Here is a 16,227-nt window from a genome sequence, read left to right on the forward strand (position 1 = left end):
GACATGATTTTCCAGATGCAATCCAGCGGCATGCGTTCTCTGAGCGCGCACCTTCCCGCAGCCGGCAGAGCTGCTGCCAAAGGCATTCAGCTGGACCGCCCTTCCGGGGGCCTGAACACGAAAGTTAGAACCATGACCCTGAAAGAGAAACTGCAGGCAGACGTTACCGCCCATATGAAGGCCGGGCGCAAGCTTGAACTGACGACCGTCCGCAACGTACTGGGAGAGATCGGCACCCGCGAGAAGGCTGGCAAGACGCCCGTCGAACTGGATGACGCCCAGGTGACCGCACTGCTGCAGAAGGAAGCGGCAAAGCGCCGGGACACCGCCCGCATCTACACCGAGGCAGGCCAGGACGACCGTGCCGCGGCTGAGATCGCCGAGGCCGTGATCATCGAGGCGTACCTGCCCGAGCCGCTCACCCGCTCCGACGTCGAGGCCATCGTCGCCAAGGTTATTGACGAGCTGAAAGCGCAGGGCACGGAACTGTCCATGCGCTCCATGGGCATGGTCATGAAACCCGTGACAGCTGAGGTTGCCGGACGCTTCGACGGCAAGGCCGTCAGCGACATCGTCCGCGCCGCCCTGTCATAACAAACCCAAGGGAACCCCGGCGCAGTAAGCCGGGGTCCCCTTCCCTTCTTCGAGGAGTGACATGTTCGAACGCTTCACCCCGACGTCCCGCCGGATCGTCGTCCTTGCCCAGGAAGAGGCACGGATGCTCAACCACAACTACATCGGCACCGAACACCTGCTGCTCGGTATCCTCCATGATGGAAAGAATTCCGCCGCCCAGACACTGAACCGCCGCGGAGCCGACATTGAAGCCGTGCGCACCGCCGTCCAGGACATCATCGGGCTCGGGCAGAGCGAGCAGAGCGGCCACATCCCGTTCACTCCGCGCGCCCGCGAGGCCCTGAACCAGGCCGTGAAGGAAGCGCTCGAACTGGGGCACAGCGTCACTGAAGACCACCTCCTGCTCGGCACGATGCTCGCCGGCGAAACCACAGGAGTAGCCTCAAAAGCCCTGGCACAGCTCGGCATCCAGGCCGAAGACATCGCGGTCGACGTTAAGACCCGCCTTACGGCCGAAGGCCACACCGACGAGGAAGCCGGCACGCCTGTTTTTGAAGCCCTGTCCGCTTTCCAGCGCACGCTCGGCGCAGATCTGGACGTGCCGTACCCGGCCCTGAAAGCGGCCATGACGGAGGCGCTGCGCGCCGCCCAGGCCGCCGCGGTCGGGTTGACGCGGGCCGCCTAGAGACGGCGCAGATTGAGAACGGCGGCACCCCACGGAGGACTGCCGCCGTTCTCCGGGGTCAGTTGAGTGACTAGTCGATGAAGAGGGGTCGGCCGGATCCAAGCCTAGGGGGCGGCGACGAGCATGATCCCCGCCGCCGCTCCGTAACCTATTCGAATGCCAGGTCGCCGAAGTTGGAGATTCCCAGTTTCTCGATCTTCAGCGTCACGGTTTTACCTGCGAACTGAAGTGGGACCGTACGGCCTGGCGGCTGTGGTCCTCCCCGCCTCCAACCCCACTTGAAGTGCCTGAGCGCGCAAAAAACGCCGAATGTGTGACACAGACAACGGAAAATCCCGCCCACAGAGGCTGTGTCAGGCCCTAACGACGGGCAGCTCGTCCCATTCCGTGGTGTAGCGCGGGGAGGAGAACTTCCTGGTCATCGTCCAGTCCGGCCGCGCAGAAGACAGCCCGGCCAGGCCAAGACCAATGGAGTTGGCGCCGTACTTGTCGGTCACCTTCCCCAGAAGTTCCCCGATGGCCCGCTTTTCATGGACGCTGACGAACTCATCGAAAACCGGCTGAGCGCCGGCGGGGGAGAGGTCCGTGAGCATGACTCCGGCCCGGGCGTAGCGAATCCCTTCCACCATCTGCTTATCCATAGCTTCGACGGCAGCACGGGTGAGGATGACGGGATCCGCGGTAGGCACCTCCAGATGCACGGTCGCCGAGGGGAAGGAGGACTCCCGGTCGTTGAAATGCGAAGTCCCGGCGAAGACGGTCAGGATCCGGGCAAGCTGATTATCCCTGGCGAGCCGAACCGCCGCTTTTTGGGCGTACACGCTCATGACCTGGTGCATTTCCTCGCGGCTGGTCACCGGCGTTGAAAAGGATCGGGAGAAGATCATCTGCTTCTTGTCCGCGCGTTCAGTCTCCATGGGCACACAGGGGATTCCGTTCAGCTCCAGCACGGTGCGCTGCAGAACGACAGAGAACCGGCTGCGGATCATGACGGGGTCGGCGCCGCGCAGGTCGGCAATCGTGTAGATGCCCATGGAGTTCAGCTTCTTGCCGATGCGCGATGCTACCCCCCAGAGTCCGGTGACCGGGACCTTGGACATGATGGTGTCGACGGTGCCGGCAGGCAGGGTGTCCAGGTTGCAGACGCCGCCCATGTGCCGGTTCTGCTTGGCGACCCGGTTGGCGAACTTGGCCAGGGTTTTTGTCGGGGCGATGCCCACGCACACCGGCAGGCCTATGTTGCGCAGGACCGCTGCCCTGATCTCATGGCCCCGTGTGTGGAGCTCTTCCGGAAGGCCTCTGAGATGCAAAAATGCTTCATCGACTGAATACACCTCGACGGCCACCGAGTACCGGGCAAGCAGCTTCATGACCCTGGCAGACATGTCACCGTACAGCTCGTAGTTGCTGCTGCGCTGGACAAGTCCCATGCGCGGTGCGGCCTCAGAGAGCTTGAACCAAGGAGTCCCGTTTTCAATGCCCAGAGCCTTGGCTTCGTCCGACCGGGCGACCACGCAGCCGTCATTATTGGACAGCACAACGACCGGGACCCCGGCCAGCCTGGGGTCGAAAGCGCGCTCCATGGACACGTAGGCACTGTTCACGTCCACCAGTGCAATGCGCGGTCCCTGCGGGTAAGGGGACGTCGCTGGCGTATCACCCATTGCTGGCGCTAAAGCCGGTGAAGACAGCGGGTGGCGACTCCCCAAATGACCAGATCGCTCAGCTCCGGCACTTCGATGTCGGGGTACTCACCGTTCTCCGGGCGCAGGACGACACCGCGGGCCGTCACCTGCAGCCGCTTCACAGTGAGCTCACCGTCAAGGATGGCCACGACGACACTGCCGTCTCGCGGCTTCAGGGACCGGTCAACGATCAGCTCGTCTCCGTCGCTGATGCCGGCGCCGGTCATGGAATCTCCGCTGACCCGCACGATAAAGGTGGAGGTTTCGTCGGAGATCAGGTGTTTGTTCAGGTCCAGTCCGCCGTCGTAGTAATCCTGGGCAGGGGAGGGGAAACCCGCCGGGACCGAGCTTGGACTGACCGGCACCTCGAGAATTGGGCAGATACCCAGAAGCGGGCCGACGTCCGTTACTGCTGTCACGACACACCTCGCATAGAACATATCTTCGAACTAACTCAGGTTAGCACCGCCCCTCCCGCAGTGGGACAAGCCGGTGCAGAGTCAGCTGAAAGCGCTGGTGCTCAAGCATGGTCATGAAAAAGCCCCGGAACGGACTCCGGGGCTTTTTTCATTCGTCGTCGCGGCGGGAGGCCCTGCGGACGAACCACCGGGGGACTCCCTTGCGTGCGATGTAGATGACGCCGGCGATCAGCGCGGCTACGACCAGGACGACCAGGATGATCGTGACGTGCCATCCGGTGATGACGCCCATTTCATCCCCCTTCCGTCTAGCTGGAGTAAGTCATGTAGGCACCACCGTAGCCGACGTTCAGCTGGACCCAGAACTGAAACGGGATAGGAACTCCGGCAGGGAAGGCCTGCACGGAGAGCCGTGCGGTGGCCGGTGCGCCGCTTACTGTCTCATCGGGACGGCTGACCCCGAAGTAGGTTTCGTCGGCACTCGTGGCCCCGCCCATGATGTAGTCCGGTGAGTAGGCGGCGGTGATCGAATCGGTGGTGTTATCCCGGGCGATGTAATCTGCCCGGAAGCCCATGTAGATCAGTCCTGCCCAGAAGTCGACCAGGCAGTCGTCGTAGTGCTCTTCGGCGCCGATGCGTGCGTACTTGCAGTCCGAAACGCCCTGCGGTGCGACCCCGCCCTGTACGGCGGCAGGCTTCTGGATGGAGGTGACAGCCACGGAGCCGTCGGCATAGCGCGCAACGGTCTTATCCGCCCCGGCCTCACTGATTGCCTCCGTGCTCACCGGCTCTGCCCCTGAGAGGGAGTCCCAGGTCTGGCCCGCCTCGAAGGAAGCGATCAGGGCGTCGATCGTCGGCTGGTCCACGCCGTATTCGGCAAGGAACGTCCTGGCGTCCTGGGCCATGGCGGCGGCGGAGCCTGCGGCCGGTGTGGCCTCAGCCGGTACCGATGCGGGGGCAGCCACTGCGGGGGCGGCGCTTGCTGCCAGGCCAAGGGCGGCGGCCAGTGCTACTGAACATTTCACGGTCTTGCGGATCATGGTCGTTCCCCGTTTCTGGTTGTTTTTCATGATGCCTCTTGACGTACTGGACGGTAACGGCACTGCACTCGGCGTCAACCGAGATCGGGTCATTTTGCTCAAACGAGAGCCCCAACGGCGTGCAGGGGTTCCCATCTGCACGGCAAACAGGTAAGTCTGGACACGAGCCAAACCCTGACCAGCCTGCGAGGATGGGCAAATGCAATCCCGCGGCCCAGGAAAACAACCCGGTCATAAGCCTGGAAAATACCGGGATGAGAGCCTCATTCCTGACTTCAGCTCCGGTGTTGTCCGTTTCCCGTACCGGCGCGAGCCATATGCCCGGGCGCTGCTGCACCTGGTCGACGGCGGAAGCGAAACGCGGGACGTAAAAGTCACAGCCAGGACGGGTGATTCAGCGCATCTGAACGTCACTTTCCTCGACGAGAGCCGGGACAATGTGACGGTTGTCCTGTGGATTCCGGCCCGGGACGCCGTGAGGATCCCGGCCTCCGAATCCTCCTGGCGGGATCCCTACGACCTGGACTGGGACTAAGCCGCCGCGGCCGCGGCGGCGGAGTGGCCCTTCACGACAGCACTGCCGGTGCCGTTCACGAGCGCCTCGGTGACCAGGACGGAGGCCACGTCCTCCCGGCCGGGAAGGTCGAACATGAGGGGCATGAGGATCTCCTCCATAATTGCCCGCAGCCCGCGCGCTCCGGTGCCGCGCTCGAGGGCTGTTGCAGCAACGGCGGCAAGGGCCTCCTCTTCGAATACCAGCTCGACCCCGTCCTGGTGGAACATCTTTGCGTACTGCTTCACGAGCGCGTTCCGGGGACCGGTCAGAATGTCGATGAGGGCATCCCCGTCCAGCGGGCTCACCGCGGTGATGATGGGCAGCCGGCCGATGAACTCAGGAATGAGGCCGAACTTCACCAGGTCCTCGGGGCGTACGTCAGCGTGTGTGGAGGCTGGGCTGCCCGAGGAGAGGCTGGCACCGAAGCCGATTCCCTTGCGCCCGGAGCGTTCTGCGATCACCCCCTCGAGTCCTGCGAATGCGCCGGCGACGATGAACAGTACGTTCGAGGTGTCGATCTGGATCAGGTCCTGGTTGGGGTGCTTCCGCCCGCCCTGAGGGGGCACGCTGGCAACGGTGCCTTCGATGATCTTCAGCAGCGCCTGCTGGACACCTTCGCCGGAGACATCCCGCGTAATGGAGGGGTTCTCGGACTTACGGGCGATCTTGTCGATCTCGTCAATGTAGATGATTCCGCGCTGGGCCCGCTCAATATCGCCGTCGGCGGCCTGGATGAGCTTCAGCAGAATCGTCTCGACATCCTCACCCACATACCCGGCCTCGGTCAGTGAGGTGGCATCAGCTACGGCGAACGGGACGTCCAGGCGCTTGGCCAGGGTCTGGGCTAAGTAAGTCTTTCCGCAGCCGGTCGGACCGACGAGCAGGACGTTGGACTTGCCGACCTCCACGTCCTGGAAGGCGCCGGCGTCATCTCCTGCAGGTCCCAGTCCAATGCGCTTGTAGTGGTTGTAGACGGCCACCGCGAGGGCACGCTTGGCCGGCTCCTGGCCAACGACGAATTCCTGAAGGTGGTCGAAGATCTCCCGCGGGCGGGGGAGCTGGAAGGCGCCCTGCTCCGTCGTGCCTGCCACTGCCTGCTCCTGCTGGTCCTCTTCGAGAATCTCATTGCACAGCACGATGCATTCATCGCAGACGCAGACGCCCGGACCTGAGACGAGCTTGCGGACCTCATCACGGCCCTTGCCGCAGAACGAGCATTTCAGGTTCTCTGATGCGGATCCGGTGCGAGACATTGTTCCCCCTGTGGTGCTGCCGGCGTGTCCGGCCTGGTGCTTGCGGTGCCTTCGGGCACTTGGTCTGTGGCGGGTTCAGCGGCGCCGGGCGCCTTCCTCGGACAGGTCTGTCCGGTGAACCTCAGTCGGTAGCTTTACCACGTTTGCCACACACATGGGATTCGGACTGACTCCGAAGCTGACCTGCGAAGACATCCTGACGCGGTCCGGAGGGCGAGTCCGGGCAGATGGGTGCAGAACGGAGGGCTGCCGCACACATGGGGGATATGACAGCAGCCTCCATTGAACAGACCAAGACTGCGGCACCGCAGCTGCGTGCCGACAGCGCAGTGATCGGCATGATCTGGGCCCAGGGAACCTCCGGGGTCATCGGCGCCGGCGGCGCCATCCCCTGGCACCTTCCTGAGGACCTCGCCCTCTTCCGCTCCATCACAGCAGGGCACCCGGTCATCATGGGGCGCAAGACCTGGGAATCCCTTCCGGAGGCCGTCCGGCCCCTGCCCGGGCGCACCAACATCGTGGTCACCTCCAACCCCGGGTTCGAGGCACCCGGGACCACCCGGGCTGCGAACCTCCACGCAGCGCTCATCGAAGCCAGTCTTTCCGGCTCGGGCTCGAACCAGATCTGGATCATCGGCGGGGCGAGCCTGTACCGGGAGGCTCTCGGCCTGGCCGACACTGTTGTCATGACCCGCGTGGACCTCGACGTCGAGGGTGATGCCTATGCCCCCGAACTGGGCTCGGAATGGTCTCTGGAGGAAGAACAGCCTGCAGCCGGAACCGGCATCTCGGCGGACGGCACCCGGTACCGCTTCCAGCGCTGGAGCGCGGCCTAGGGGTGGAGCTGGCGACTATGTTTGGCCGGTAGTCACGTTGCTCACGTCCGAAAAGTGTCCGCGCGTAGATTTCGGTCAAGGTAGAGTGGACCACTGAAGCCCCGCAGATGTCCCCCCACTTGCGGGGCTTCTTAGCGCCCAAGGCACCGGCCTGATGCACCCGAAGCGTGCAATTTCGACTCCTCTGCCGACGATCCGGCGACCGGTTTACCCCCTCCTGCCGACATGCCCCGTGGTGCCCTGCCCTGTTTTGGCCCGGAATTCCGGGGATTGTGCGCCCAGGGCCGACAAGACCAACGCTGACGACAGGGGGAGGACGCCTATAGAGGGTGTCCATATAAGTAAATGGAGAGAGGGAGAAACAGATAGGGCCCTTATATATATAACTCTCTTAACTTGTTGGTTTAGTTGGTTGTATATGGAGGCCCCCTCTTTTTCCCTTTATTTCCGGGGAGATTCACTGCCGACATGGCCCCCTGTTTTCGTCGGCAGCCTGTTGGCCGTGGTTGGCCGTCATGTCGGCTCACCGCCTGGCGGTATTCCTCTGCGCATGTCCTCAGCCAGGAGGAACCACATGCCGCAGAAGAAGACCGCACGCCCGGCAGCCCCGGCGAAGAGAACGAAACGGACCCCGGGCACCGCACCCAAGCCTGCGTCCAGAAAGAAGACACCAGCGGCGCCCGCACGAAAGCCACGGAAGGCAGCAGCCCCTGCCGCCAAGAAGGCCAGCGCCCAGCCGGTGCCGGCACCCCGCAAAGCTCCGGCATCAAGACCCAAGGCACGGACCAGGACATCACGGGCACCCAAGCCGGGTGCCATGGAAGCGCTCTACTCCGGCAAGGTCTTCCGCTCCCGGCTGGAAGCACGCTGGGCGATCCTCATGGACCTGCTCGAGATCAACTGGGACTACGAACCCAGCCACTACCAGGTCGGACCGCACCTCTGGTACCTGCCGGACTTCTACCTTCCAGAGCATGAGACCTGGCTGGAAGTGAAAGGTGCAGCATTCATGGATGCCGGCTCCATGGCCAAGGTGCTTGCGTCCGTGGCAGGTCCGATGCCGGTGCCGCTGCGCGAGGCGCCGTACACCGCCTCCCGGCGCCTGATGCTTGGCGGCCCGCTGGTGCGGACGACGGCCGGGCGTCCGGTGCACACACTGGTCACCAGATCGCTGGCAGGGAAAGCCGACCTCACCTATGCGACATTCGGCAGGGAAGGGGCGGTGCCCGCCGGAGAGCCGTGGGACAGCGTCGAAGCCACCGGAATACCCAAGGCCCGCCGGCCCTCGGCCCCGCGGCTGAAAGCACTGCTGGAACCCGAGCCCATCGCACTCATGCCACCGGCTGACGTCGCAGCTGCCTACCGCTTCGCTGCCACCGCCGCCTTCGACGACGCCACAAGGACACTCGCCGCCAGCAACGACTACGTGATCTCATCCCGGCTTGCAGCTCGCCGCTCAGGCCGCCCGCTGGGAGTGCCGGGGACAGCCGTCCGCTTACGGAACGCATAGACACAAGAAGGACCCGCGCAGCACTTCAGCCGCGGGCAGAGCGCCCAGGAAAGGCCCGGAATGACCTCCGAAGAGCTGAGCAAGAAGGAAAAAACCGAGCAGCGCCGTGCCAAGGCAACCGCGCGCATCAACGCCGAGAAGGCCCGCGCGCGCCGCCGCGGCCGGCTGATCCGCATCTCAGTGGTGCTGGCAGCCGTCGCCGTCGCCGCAGCCGTCGCTGCACTGATGATCACCGGCAAACCGGTTGAGATCCCCTCCACCGGCCCGGTACCGGCGGCCGGAAATGTTTACGGCGGAGTGAACACCGAATCAGCGGAGACCACCGCGAAGACCGTCGACGTTGGCGCGATCCCCGAATCCGACGGGGAAGCACCCGCGGGCATCACCGTCCCGGGACCTGAGGACCCCGCGAGCGTCGTGGTCTACCTGGATGCCAACTGCGTCCACTGTGCCGAATTTGAGGGCGCCTACGGTGAGGTGCTGAAGCAGAAGGCCGAAGCCGGCGAGATCACCCTGGAGACCCGGGCCATCGCTATCCTGGACCGGAACTCGCCGACGAACTACTCCTCGCGCGCAGCCAACGCCATGGCCTGTGTCGCCGATGCCGAGCCGGCCAGGTACCTCGATTTCACCGCTGCGCTGTTTGCCCGGTACTCCTCGGGTGAGCTGCCCAACCAGGGGCTCATCGACCTGGCCGCCGACCAGGGTGTCACCGGCATCGACGACTGCATCAAGGACGGCGCCTTCCGCCCCTTCGTGAAGTTCACGACCGCGGCCGCCGCCGAGCACGGCATCACGGGCACACCCACGGTCTTCGTCAACGGGAAAATGTGGGACCTGACGGGTGACCTCGAAGACGTGCTGACTGAGGCCTCCGCCTAACCTCCCGACGGAAACACTGGGCCGCTGCAGATCCCCTGCAGCGGCCCTTTCCATGTCCGGAGAGCAGTAACGCAGCTGCCGCACACATGGAAACCATGACCACCAGCCCCGCCCCGGACAACACCGGTGACAAGACACCCGACGTCGAAGCCCTTCTCTCTGCCATGGCCGCCGCAGCGCAGGCAGAACGGGAATCCTCCCCGGACTATGAGATCCTGGCCTCAGCCGGAACCGTCAGCCAGCTTGTGCGCCGACTTGAGCACCTCACCACGGGCACAATCCTGGACGCCTACCAGGTCCTGACGGACAAACTCGGGCTGGAAGACAAGCGCCCGCTCTTCGACTACCTCTTTGAAGTCCCGATGCGCTTCCGGCTCTACCGCGAGGCCTTCAACGCAGAAACCCATGTCGGATGCGTTGACCGTGCAGCCGCGAAAATCACCGAAGAGATCGTCGCCGCCGGAACACCCGCAGAAACCAAGAGCGACCCGCGCTTCAGCAAGGCTGCCCTGGCAGACGACGGCAACGGAGGCCACATCGGTCCTGCCGCCGCAGCTGACGCACTGATCCTCGCCGACCAGTTCGATGATTCCCGCCGCATCCAGCGCCTTTCCTGCGACACCCGGGAGATCGTAGAGCGCATCATCAGCTCCGGCATGGAGGTGGACCCGGCCAAGCTCGCCGGCACCGTCCGCCTCATTCTCGGAACCGCCGCGGAGATCGCCCGCGGGCAGGACGGCCTCGAAACCCGCTGACGCCCCCTGCACCAGAACCAACCGGAGCACCTGAACCCCATGAGCAAGAACGCCGCACCCCTGTCCCGTCCCATCGTCATGACCGGCTTCGCCACCACTGTCATCATCGCGGCCGGCGCCTTCATCCTCTCGTTCGCCGCACTGACCGACCTCGCGGTCATGTCCGGCCTCAACCCCAGCCTGGCCTGGATCTGGCCCATCATCGTAGACGGCCTCATCGTCGCCTCCACCGTTGCGATCGTCGCCCTGGCCGGGCACGAACGGAAAGTCCTCGCCTACCCGTGGATGCTCCTGTTCTTCGGGGCCGTCGTCAGCACGGCCGCGAACGCCGTCCATGCCATCCTCGCCGTCGGCGGTGAAGGTGCGGTGCCGCCGGCCGTTTCGGCCATCGTTGCCGCCATGCCGCCGGTTGTTCTCCTGGCCATCACCCACCTGACCGTGATCCTCGTCCAGAAATCCGCTGCGAAGCCCGTTAAGAAGCCTGCCGCAAAGAGGTCAGCCGCCCGGAAACCCGCGGAGGCCGCAGAAGCCCAGCCGACCCCGACAAAGGCCGCGGGAGCACCGTCTGAAGAGGCGCCCGCCGTGCCTGCACTGAGCGTCGCCTGAGTTATCCCGCGCGCCGTCAGACGCCGGAACGCATAGAGAACATATGCCGGAAAAACCCGACCCCGGCACCATCACGAAGGATTCCCACCCCTAATGACTTTCTTGACTATCGCCCTGCAGGTCCTGACTGTGGCGCTCAGTATCGCCCTGATTGGGATGGTCCTGCTCCATAAGTCCAAGGGCGGCGGCGCCACGGACATCTTCGGCGGCGGCATGACGAGCAGCCTCGCCTCCACCGGCGTCGCAGAGAAGAACATGCTCCGCGTCACCGTCACCATCGCTGTGCTCTGGACCCTCTCGATCTCCGCGTCCGGCGTCCTCGTACGCTTCGGCAGCTGATCCTCCTCCCTCCCCACCTCACATCCTCAAAAGGAGGACCAGCCAGTGCTGGAAACAATTAAGCGCGTAGTGCAGACCCCTGACCTGCGCATCAAAATTCTCTTCACCCTCGCCATGCTTGCGCTCTACCGTCTGGGATCATTCATCCCCGCCCCGGGCATCAACTCCTCCAACGTCAAGCAGTGCCTGGACGGAGGAACCACCTCCGGCGGCGTCTACGACCTGGTGAACATGTTCTCCGGCGGCGCCCTGCTCTCGGTATCCATCCTCGCCCTGGGCGTCATGCCCTACATCACGGCATCCATCCTGATGCAGCTGCTGCGCGTCATCGTTCCCCGCCTCCAGGAACTGCACAAGGAAGGAGCATCGGGTACCGCGGTCACCACCCAGTACACCCGCTACCTCGCCGTCGGCCTGTCCGCGGTGAACGCCGTAACGGTCGTAACCATGGCCCGCAACGGATCCCTCATGGGCGGCTGCCCGCTGCCGATCGTCCGTGACGACAGCGTCATCACGGCCCTCGTGATGATCATTGCCCTCACCGCCGGTGCAATGCTGGTCATGTGGATGGGTGAACGCATCACCGAGCACGGCGTTGGCAACGGCCTTTCCCTGCTGATCTTCACCTCCATCGCTGCAGGTTTCCCCACCGCACTGGGCACCATCGGCCAGACCCAGGGATGGACCGTGTTCGCCGGTGTCCTCGCCATTGGCCTGGTGACCATGACCCTCGTGGTCCTGGTCGAGCAGTCCCAGCGCCGCCTGACGGTCGTCTACTCCAAGCGCGTCGTGGCCGGCAAGACATACGGAGGCAACTCCACCTTCCTGCCCATCAAGGTCAACATGGCAGGCATCGTCCCGGTCATCTTCACCTCAGCAATGCTCGCGCTGCCCGGCATGGCAGCACAGTTCGCTACCCGCGACGACGGCTCAATGCCGGAATGGGCAGTCTGGATCACCCAGCACCTCACCATCGGTGACCACCCGCTGTACATGGCCATCTACTTCCTGCTCATCGTCGGGTTCACGTTCTTCTACGTCTCCATCACCTTCGAGCCGGACGAGATCAGCGAGAACATGCGCAAGTACGGCGGGTTCATTCCCGGCTACCGTGCCGGGAAGCAGACCCGCGACCTGCTGGCATACGTCTCCAACCGCATCACCGCCTTCGGAGCGCTCTACATCGGCGTCCTGTCGCTGATCCCGCTTATCGCCCTGGTCCTGATCAACGCCAACCAGAACTTCCCGTTCGGCGGCGCAGCGATCCTGATCGTCGTCGGTGTAGGCCTGGACACCATCAAGCAGATCAGCTCGCAGGTCGACCAGCGCAACTACGCCAGCCTGCTCCGGTGATGAGCGGCGAAGGCACCGGCCTTGCAGGGACCCTCTACGGGCAGCTGCGGGCGGACGAGACGACAGAGCTGGACCTTGTCCGGACCATGAACGCCGTCATCGCCCACTCCGCGCCCCACACCGAGGACTTCATCCGCTTCAGGGTGCTGCTCTGCATGGCCGGTGCTCTTCGCCGCACGATCGACCGCCGGCGCCTGGCCGCACTGACCACCTTCCGGTTCCGCACAGCATGGCAGATGCATGAGGCGCTGTGGGACGTGACGGACTTCGCCATGGCCATCCAGGGAGGCCGCGGCGCTGACCCGGACAGGGACTACATCCAGACCCAGGTGCTGCAGCTGGCCCTGGAACGCAGGACCGACGGATGGCGGGTCCACCGCGCCGTGCGCGCCATGCTCCGCGTCGCCTCCGCCGGCACCACGCCTGTTCACTAATCCATCCATGTCCGCACACATGGACACCATGGCAGCAAAGAAATCCCGACCGGAGCTCATGTGCATCATCTGCAGCGGTGGAGGCATGGATGCGAACGGCGCCCATACCGTCTGCGCGCTCTGTGAAATCCAGGGTTTAGCTACCCCCGGTACGGAGGATCTGGCCGCCGCTGCATGACGGCCTCCCCGCCCCAAAACTCCCCGTCGGCGTCCGGGACGCATAGAGAGAAGTAAGAGCACTTCACGCCATTCCAGAAAGGGGACCTGCCGGATGCACATCCCACCGCGCTACCAGGCATACGTCGACAGCGACCAGGAACCCATGGAACGGCTCAGGAAGGGCCGCGGCCGTCTCGCTGCCTACCGGTCCTCCAACCCCGTCGTCCGCAAGGCCGTGCGACTCACCTCACGCAGCGAACTGAACAAGGTCCGCCGGGCAGCACGCAGCCTGAAAATCACCATGTCCTGCGACGAGACACTCGAAGACCTCAGGGTCCTGGCCTACAACTCCTACGCCGAACTGGCCTGGGAAGACGGCCGCCGCGTCCCGGACATCGAGCGGATGCGCCCCGAGAACCTGGACCGGGTCACCGTGAACTACATCCGGCACAACCGGACCATGTACGAGCACACCCTCATCATGAACGGCCTGAACACCTACGATCTCCGCCACTCCTACAACGTGGAGCTGAAGATCAAATGCCTGGCCGAGATCGCACGCCTCTTCCCGGAACTGGCCGACGAATGTGAGCGCCAGCGCCTGACCGTCAGCAGGAGCCTGCAGGAAGCAGCGGACCGAATCGCAGCGAACGAGGACACCGGCCTCGGACTTCCCCGGGCTGAGGCCGCCTAGTATCCGGCGTCGAAGGCAGTAACAAAAGCAGCGGTAAAGGCCCGGGCCGCTGCGTTCGCTGCCTGCCGCACACATGGTGGCATGAGCCTGAATCCACACCAGGGACGCGACCGGGGCGGCCGGTTCGACACGGTCAACCACCCAGAAGCCGACGTGCGGCTCTTCCGGCCGGATGCCTCCGCCCAGACTTCCAAGTCGCTTGAACGCAGGGACGAACTGCATACCCAGATGCAGGCGCTGCGCACACGTCTCGCCGCGGAATCCGCTGCAGCCATCGCTTCCCATACCCGCGACGTTTTCCCTGACGCCCAGTACCTGGAAATCACCGCAGATGATGTCGACGGCAACGGAGCCAGGGTCACCGCGATCCGGGGCACCGGGGACAAACCCCTGGCCGGCCGCGGCGGGTCATCCACCACACCCTCGGAAGCGTATTCCCGGTGGGCTTCTGCGCAAGATGCGGAGCACCCAATCCCCTCACTCATCTCAGACATTGCCGGGCAGGCCGGAAACCTCGGAGAAGCGGTAACGCTCACCTCCACGCCCCGGAGAGGAAACTTCGGTGTCTACGCCGGCGGCTGCACCTTCACCCTCAACATCGACAAAGCCCTCGACCTCAACCGCAGCAGCGCTGCCTGAATAAGGAACAGACCCATGACTGACGTATCCGGCCGCCGCCGCGAGACCGGCACTGGGACAGCAGGGCGCTTCGCCACGGAAGAGCATGCGGAGTCCGACGTTGTCCTCGACGCCACACCTCCGCTGGCTTCATCCACGGTGGAGTGGGCCAGGAAGCTGACCGGAACTCACGACGCCGACTGCACCGAGGGGTACTACGAAGCGATGACACAGGTCTTCGATGCGGCTGCAGGTTTTGCCGCAGAGGCCGAAGCACCGGCGCTGACTGCCTCAAGGGTCGCCTGGGCCAGGGAACTGACCGGAACCTACGACGCCGACTGCACCGAAGGGTACTACGAGGCGATGGGTGAGATTTTTGATGCGGCTGCCAGTGTTGCCGTGAAGTCGCCGCAGGAGATCCGGTCAGCACGGTTGAAGGACGAGGCCGGCCTGCTTTCCCGCTAGACGGGGGTCCTTGCCGAGGACATCGAGCTATTCCAGGACGCTGCCCAGTACGTGACCCCCGGAACCGAAGACTGGCAGGCAGAGATGAACACCTGGGCGGGCATTATGGACTGCGACCGGGCCACGGCCGAAACCATCGACCGGCGCATGAGGGCGGCCGCCGGCTGAGCTGCACACGGGTGGGGAGAGACTATGTCGCTGCCGCACACATGGAAAGTGCCGTATAAATCCGGTTAGTCCAACCCCAAAATGCCAGGGGTGTACAAAATCCATTTCTCTCACGTACAGTCTTTTCCAACAACGCCTCCGGGCACCAGCACTTTCACGAAAGGAAAGCCATGTCAGCAGCATTCATGCCCAGCATTTCGACCGCCTGCGGCCGTGGCTTTGCCCTGCCCGTGAATACCCTGTCCTCCGAAAAGCCGTCAGCCCTCGTCGCTCCGAAAGCTTATGGACAGGACCAGGCCTGGACGGCGCACCAGAGGCACCGAAGCTAGTTTCTTTCACTGCTGCGCAGTGACAGCCGCTTCGGGTAAGTCCACACCGAGGCGGCTTTCTTTTTGCCCGGAAACGGCATTCTGAATCCACCGCCTCCAGCCGGAAAACGACCGGCACTGGGGATGTAGCTCAGATGGATAGAGCATCGGTCTCCAAAACCGAAGGCCGCAGGTTCGAGCCCTGTCAGCCCCGCAACGCACACCACCGGTGATGCACCTGAAAATTGAGAACTCCATAGTGAACGTGAATGAACGCGGATCGGGCCCCGGGATGCCAAACCCGGAGCATGCAGTACGAATCCGTGAGAAATACCGAGCCTTCCGGTGATCTCCCCGGGTACCCACAGAGGTGCCGGGCGGAGACACCGGAAGGTCCCGGGAGGTTACCTGAGCGGCCAAAAGGGGGCGACTGTAAATTGCCTGGCATTGTCCTTCGGGGGTTCGAATCCCTCACCTCCCACTCGCACGGTAGAGCAGTTCGGCAGCTCGCCTGGCTCATAACCAGGAGGCCGCGGGTTCAAATCCCGCCCGTGCAACGAAGGCCGCCGGGAAGATCCCGGCGGCCGCCACGCCTGTCTGGCGGAATGGCAGACGCGCCGGGTTTAGGTTCCGGTGTCTTAGGACGTCCGGGTTCAAGTCCCGGGACAGGCACGCAGTATCAATGGAGACCCCAGCCGAGAGATGGCGGCGGCGCCGGCTTCGAACCCCGGTTGCGGTAAAACGCGTGGGAGTTCGACCCTCCCGGTCTCCGCTTGGCAGCACCTGGAGAGTAAGCGAGTGGCCAGCGGGCCGACTGCTAATCGGCCAAGACGGGGTGACCTGTCGTCCGGGTTCAAATCCCGGGCTCTCCGCTTGCATGACCCGG

The 16,227-nt window shown here is 64.1% G+C and carries 19 protein-coding genes and 6 tRNA genes; 20 read left to right on the forward strand and 5 right to left on the reverse strand.

What is annotated here, in order from left to right:
- The first annotated feature begins 132 nt into the window (after window positions 1-132).
- On the forward strand, window positions 133-594 hold the full coding sequence (locus ACSLGO_RS05895; RefSeq protein WP_436400581.1) for a GatB/YqeY domain-containing protein: 462 nt from the start codon (window positions 133-135) through the stop codon (window positions 592-594).
- 61 nt (window positions 595-655) lie between these two features.
- Entirely contained in the window at window positions 656-1,261 is a 606-nt protein-coding gene (locus ACSLGO_RS05900; protein WP_436400582.1) for a Clp protease N-terminal domain-containing protein, read from the forward strand.
- Between the two features lie 353 nt (window positions 1,262-1,614).
- Here the strand turns inward: ACSLGO_RS05900 and ACSLGO_RS05905 are convergent, their stop codons facing one another.
- The 4 genes from ACSLGO_RS05905 to ACSLGO_RS05920 all read right to left on the reverse strand — a co-directional run bounded on the left by ACSLGO_RS05905 (window position 1,615) and on the right by ACSLGO_RS05920 (window position 4,435).
- Window positions 1,615-2,925: a Y-family DNA polymerase gene (locus ACSLGO_RS05905; protein ID WP_436400583.1), complete on the reverse strand. Its 1,311-nt coding sequence runs from the start codon at window positions 2,923-2,925 to the stop codon at window positions 1,615-1,617.
- Between the two features lie 8 nt (window positions 2,926-2,933).
- On the reverse strand, window positions 2,934-3,335 hold the full coding sequence (locus ACSLGO_RS05910; RefSeq protein WP_436400664.1) for a LexA family protein: 402 nt from the start codon (window positions 3,333-3,335) through the stop codon (window positions 2,934-2,936).
- 178 nt (window positions 3,336-3,513) lie between these two features.
- Window positions 3,514-3,657 (reverse strand): hypothetical protein, encoded by a 144-nt coding sequence (locus ACSLGO_RS05915; RefSeq protein WP_436400584.1) that lies wholly within the window; start codon window positions 3,655-3,657, stop codon window positions 3,514-3,516.
- A 16-nt stretch (window positions 3,658-3,673) separates the two neighbouring features.
- The gene (locus ACSLGO_RS05920) at window positions 3,674-4,435 is read right to left on the reverse strand and encodes a hypothetical protein (RefSeq protein ID WP_436400585.1); all 762 of its coding nucleotides are present in this window, start codon (window positions 4,433-4,435) and stop codon (window positions 3,674-3,676) included.
- A 169-nt stretch (window positions 4,436-4,604) separates the two neighbouring features.
- Between ACSLGO_RS05920 and ACSLGO_RS05925 the strand changes: the two genes are divergently transcribed.
- A complete protein-coding gene (locus ACSLGO_RS05925) occupies window positions 4,605-4,940 on the forward strand; it encodes a hypothetical protein (RefSeq protein ID WP_436400586.1) in 336 nt (111 codons plus the stop codon).
- On the opposite strand, the gene clpX is transcribed toward ACSLGO_RS05925, so the two are convergent.
- The gene (clpX, locus tag ACSLGO_RS05930) at window positions 4,937-6,214 is read right to left on the reverse strand and encodes an ATP-dependent Clp protease ATP-binding subunit ClpX (RefSeq protein WP_436400587.1); all 1,278 of its coding nucleotides are present in this window, start codon (window positions 6,212-6,214) and stop codon (window positions 4,937-4,939) included. The two genes, ACSLGO_RS05925 and clpX, sit on opposite strands and share 4 nt — an antisense overlap.
- A 266-nt stretch (window positions 6,215-6,480) precedes the next feature.
- Here clpX and ACSLGO_RS05935 point away from each other — a divergent pair, with 266 nt between their 5' ends.
- From ACSLGO_RS05935 to ACSLGO_RS06015, 17 genes are all read left to right on the forward strand, one after another.
- Complete coding sequence (locus ACSLGO_RS05935; protein ID WP_436400588.1) at window positions 6,481-7,050, forward strand: dihydrofolate reductase; 570 nt, start codon at window positions 6,481-6,483, stop codon at window positions 7,048-7,050.
- An 817-nt stretch (window positions 7,051-7,867) separates the two neighbouring features.
- Window positions 7,868-8,560, forward strand: coding sequence for a hypothetical protein (locus ACSLGO_RS05940; RefSeq protein ID WP_436400589.1), 693 nt, complete (start codon window positions 7,868-7,870; stop codon window positions 8,558-8,560).
- Window positions 8,561-8,620: 60 nt separating this feature from the next.
- On the forward strand, window positions 8,621-9,442 hold the full coding sequence (locus ACSLGO_RS05945) for a DsbA family protein (protein WP_436400590.1): 822 nt from the start codon (window positions 8,621-8,623) through the stop codon (window positions 9,440-9,442).
- A 95-nt stretch (window positions 9,443-9,537) separates the two neighbouring features.
- Window positions 9,538-10,197, forward strand: a complete 660-nt coding sequence (locus ACSLGO_RS05950) for a hypothetical protein (RefSeq protein ID WP_436400591.1) — start codon at window positions 9,538-9,540, stop codon at window positions 10,195-10,197.
- 39 nt (window positions 10,198-10,236) lie between these two features.
- Complete coding sequence (locus tag ACSLGO_RS05955; RefSeq protein ID WP_436400593.1) at window positions 10,237-10,803, forward strand: DUF2637 domain-containing protein; 567 nt, start codon at window positions 10,237-10,239, stop codon at window positions 10,801-10,803.
- A gap of 93 nt (window positions 10,804-10,896) precedes the next feature.
- A complete protein-coding gene (secG, locus tag ACSLGO_RS05960) occupies window positions 10,897-11,142 on the forward strand; it encodes a preprotein translocase subunit SecG (protein ID WP_436400594.1) in 246 nt (81 codons plus the stop codon).
- 45 nt (window positions 11,143-11,187) lie between these two features.
- Window positions 11,188-12,495, forward strand: a complete 1,308-nt coding sequence (secY, locus tag ACSLGO_RS05965; RefSeq protein WP_436400595.1) for a preprotein translocase subunit SecY — start codon at window positions 11,188-11,190, stop codon at window positions 12,493-12,495.
- Window positions 12,495-12,929 (forward strand): hypothetical protein, encoded by a 435-nt coding sequence (locus tag ACSLGO_RS05970; protein ID WP_436400596.1) that lies wholly within the window; start codon window positions 12,495-12,497, stop codon window positions 12,927-12,929. Before secY ends, ACSLGO_RS05970 begins: the two co-directional genes overlap by 1 nt.
- 271 nt (window positions 12,930-13,200) lie before the next feature.
- Window positions 13,201-13,782, forward strand: coding sequence for a hypothetical protein (locus ACSLGO_RS05975; RefSeq protein WP_436400598.1), 582 nt, complete (start codon window positions 13,201-13,203; stop codon window positions 13,780-13,782).
- A gap of 81 nt (window positions 13,783-13,863) precedes the next feature.
- On the forward strand, window positions 13,864-14,421 hold the full coding sequence (locus tag ACSLGO_RS05980; protein ID WP_436400599.1) for a hypothetical protein: 558 nt from the start codon (window positions 13,864-13,866) through the stop codon (window positions 14,419-14,421).
- Between the two features lie 15 nt (window positions 14,422-14,436).
- Window positions 14,437-14,865 carry a hypothetical protein gene (locus ACSLGO_RS05985; protein ID WP_436400600.1) on the forward strand — a complete coding sequence of 143 codons (429 nt, stop codon included), beginning with the start codon at window positions 14,437-14,439 and terminating at the stop codon, window positions 14,863-14,865.
- Window positions 14,866-15,481: 616 nt separating this feature from the next.
- Window positions 15,482-15,555: transfer RNA gene (locus ACSLGO_RS05990), tRNA-Trp, on the forward strand.
- 184 nt (window positions 15,556-15,739) lie between these two features.
- A tRNA-Tyr gene (locus ACSLGO_RS05995) sits at window positions 15,740-15,822 on the forward strand.
- Window positions 15,823-15,824: 2 nt separating this feature from the next.
- Window positions 15,825-15,898 (forward strand) — tRNA-Met (locus ACSLGO_RS06000).
- Between the two features lie 34 nt (window positions 15,899-15,932).
- A tRNA-Leu gene (locus tag ACSLGO_RS06005) sits at window positions 15,933-16,013 on the forward strand.
- Between the two features lie 12 nt (window positions 16,014-16,025).
- Window positions 16,026-16,113: transfer RNA gene (locus ACSLGO_RS06010), tRNA-Ser, on the forward strand.
- A 13-nt stretch (window positions 16,114-16,126) separates the two neighbouring features.
- Window positions 16,127-16,213, forward strand: a tRNA-Ser gene (locus ACSLGO_RS06015).
- The last annotated feature ends 14 nt before the right edge of the window (window positions 16,214-16,227 follow it).

It is taken from the genome of Arthrobacter sp. IK3 (genome assembly GCF_051337705.1).
In the GTDB taxonomy this organism is placed as follows: Bacteria; Actinomycetota; Actinomycetes; order Actinomycetales; family Micrococcaceae; genus Arthrobacter_B; species Arthrobacter_B koreensis.

Coding starts and splice junctions, on each gene's coding strand:
- secG (WP_436400594.1), top strand. CDS start 10,897: ATGACTTTCTTGACTATCGCCCTGCAGGTCCTGACTGTGGCGCTCAGT.
- ACSLGO_RS05905 (WP_436400583.1), bottom strand. CDS start 2,925: ATGGGTGATACGCCAGCGACGTCCCCTTACCCGCAGGGACCGCGCATT.
- clpX (WP_436400587.1), bottom strand. CDS start 6,214: ATGTCTCGCACCGGATCCGCATCAGAGAACCTGAAATGCTCGTTCTGC.
- ACSLGO_RS05895 (WP_436400581.1), top strand. CDS start 133: ATGACCCTGAAAGAGAAACTGCAGGCAGACGTTACCGCCCATATGAAG.
- ACSLGO_RS05945 (WP_436400590.1), top strand. CDS start 8,621: ATGACCTCCGAAGAGCTGAGCAAGAAGGAAAAAACCGAGCAGCGCCGT.
- ACSLGO_RS05980 (WP_436400599.1), top strand. CDS start 13,864: ATGAGCCTGAATCCACACCAGGGACGCGACCGGGGCGGCCGGTTCGAC.
- ACSLGO_RS05955 (WP_436400593.1), top strand. CDS start 10,237: ATGAGCAAGAACGCCGCACCCCTGTCCCGTCCCATCGTCATGACCGGC.
- ACSLGO_RS05920 (WP_436400585.1), bottom strand. CDS start 4,435: ATGAAAAACAACCAGAAACGGGGAACGACCATGATCCGCAAGACCGTG.
- ACSLGO_RS05900 (WP_436400582.1), top strand. CDS start 656: ATGTTCGAACGCTTCACCCCGACGTCCCGCCGGATCGTCGTCCTTGCC.
- ACSLGO_RS05915 (WP_436400584.1), bottom strand. CDS start 3,657: ATGGGCGTCATCACCGGATGGCACGTCACGATCATCCTGGTCGTCCTG.
- ACSLGO_RS05935 (WP_436400588.1), top strand. CDS start 6,481: ATGACAGCAGCCTCCATTGAACAGACCAAGACTGCGGCACCGCAGCTG.
- ACSLGO_RS05950 (WP_436400591.1), top strand. CDS start 9,538: ATGACCACCAGCCCCGCCCCGGACAACACCGGTGACAAGACACCCGAC.
- ACSLGO_RS05970 (WP_436400596.1), top strand. CDS start 12,495: ATGAGCGGCGAAGGCACCGGCCTTGCAGGGACCCTCTACGGGCAGCTG.
- ACSLGO_RS05925 (WP_436400586.1), top strand. CDS start 4,605: ATGCAATCCCGCGGCCCAGGAAAACAACCCGGTCATAAGCCTGGAAAA.
- ACSLGO_RS05940 (WP_436400589.1), top strand. CDS start 7,868: ATGGAAGCGCTCTACTCCGGCAAGGTCTTCCGCTCCCGGCTGGAAGCA.
- ACSLGO_RS05975 (WP_436400598.1), top strand. CDS start 13,201: ATGCACATCCCACCGCGCTACCAGGCATACGTCGACAGCGACCAGGAA.
- ACSLGO_RS05985 (WP_436400600.1), top strand. CDS start 14,437: ATGACTGACGTATCCGGCCGCCGCCGCGAGACCGGCACTGGGACAGCA.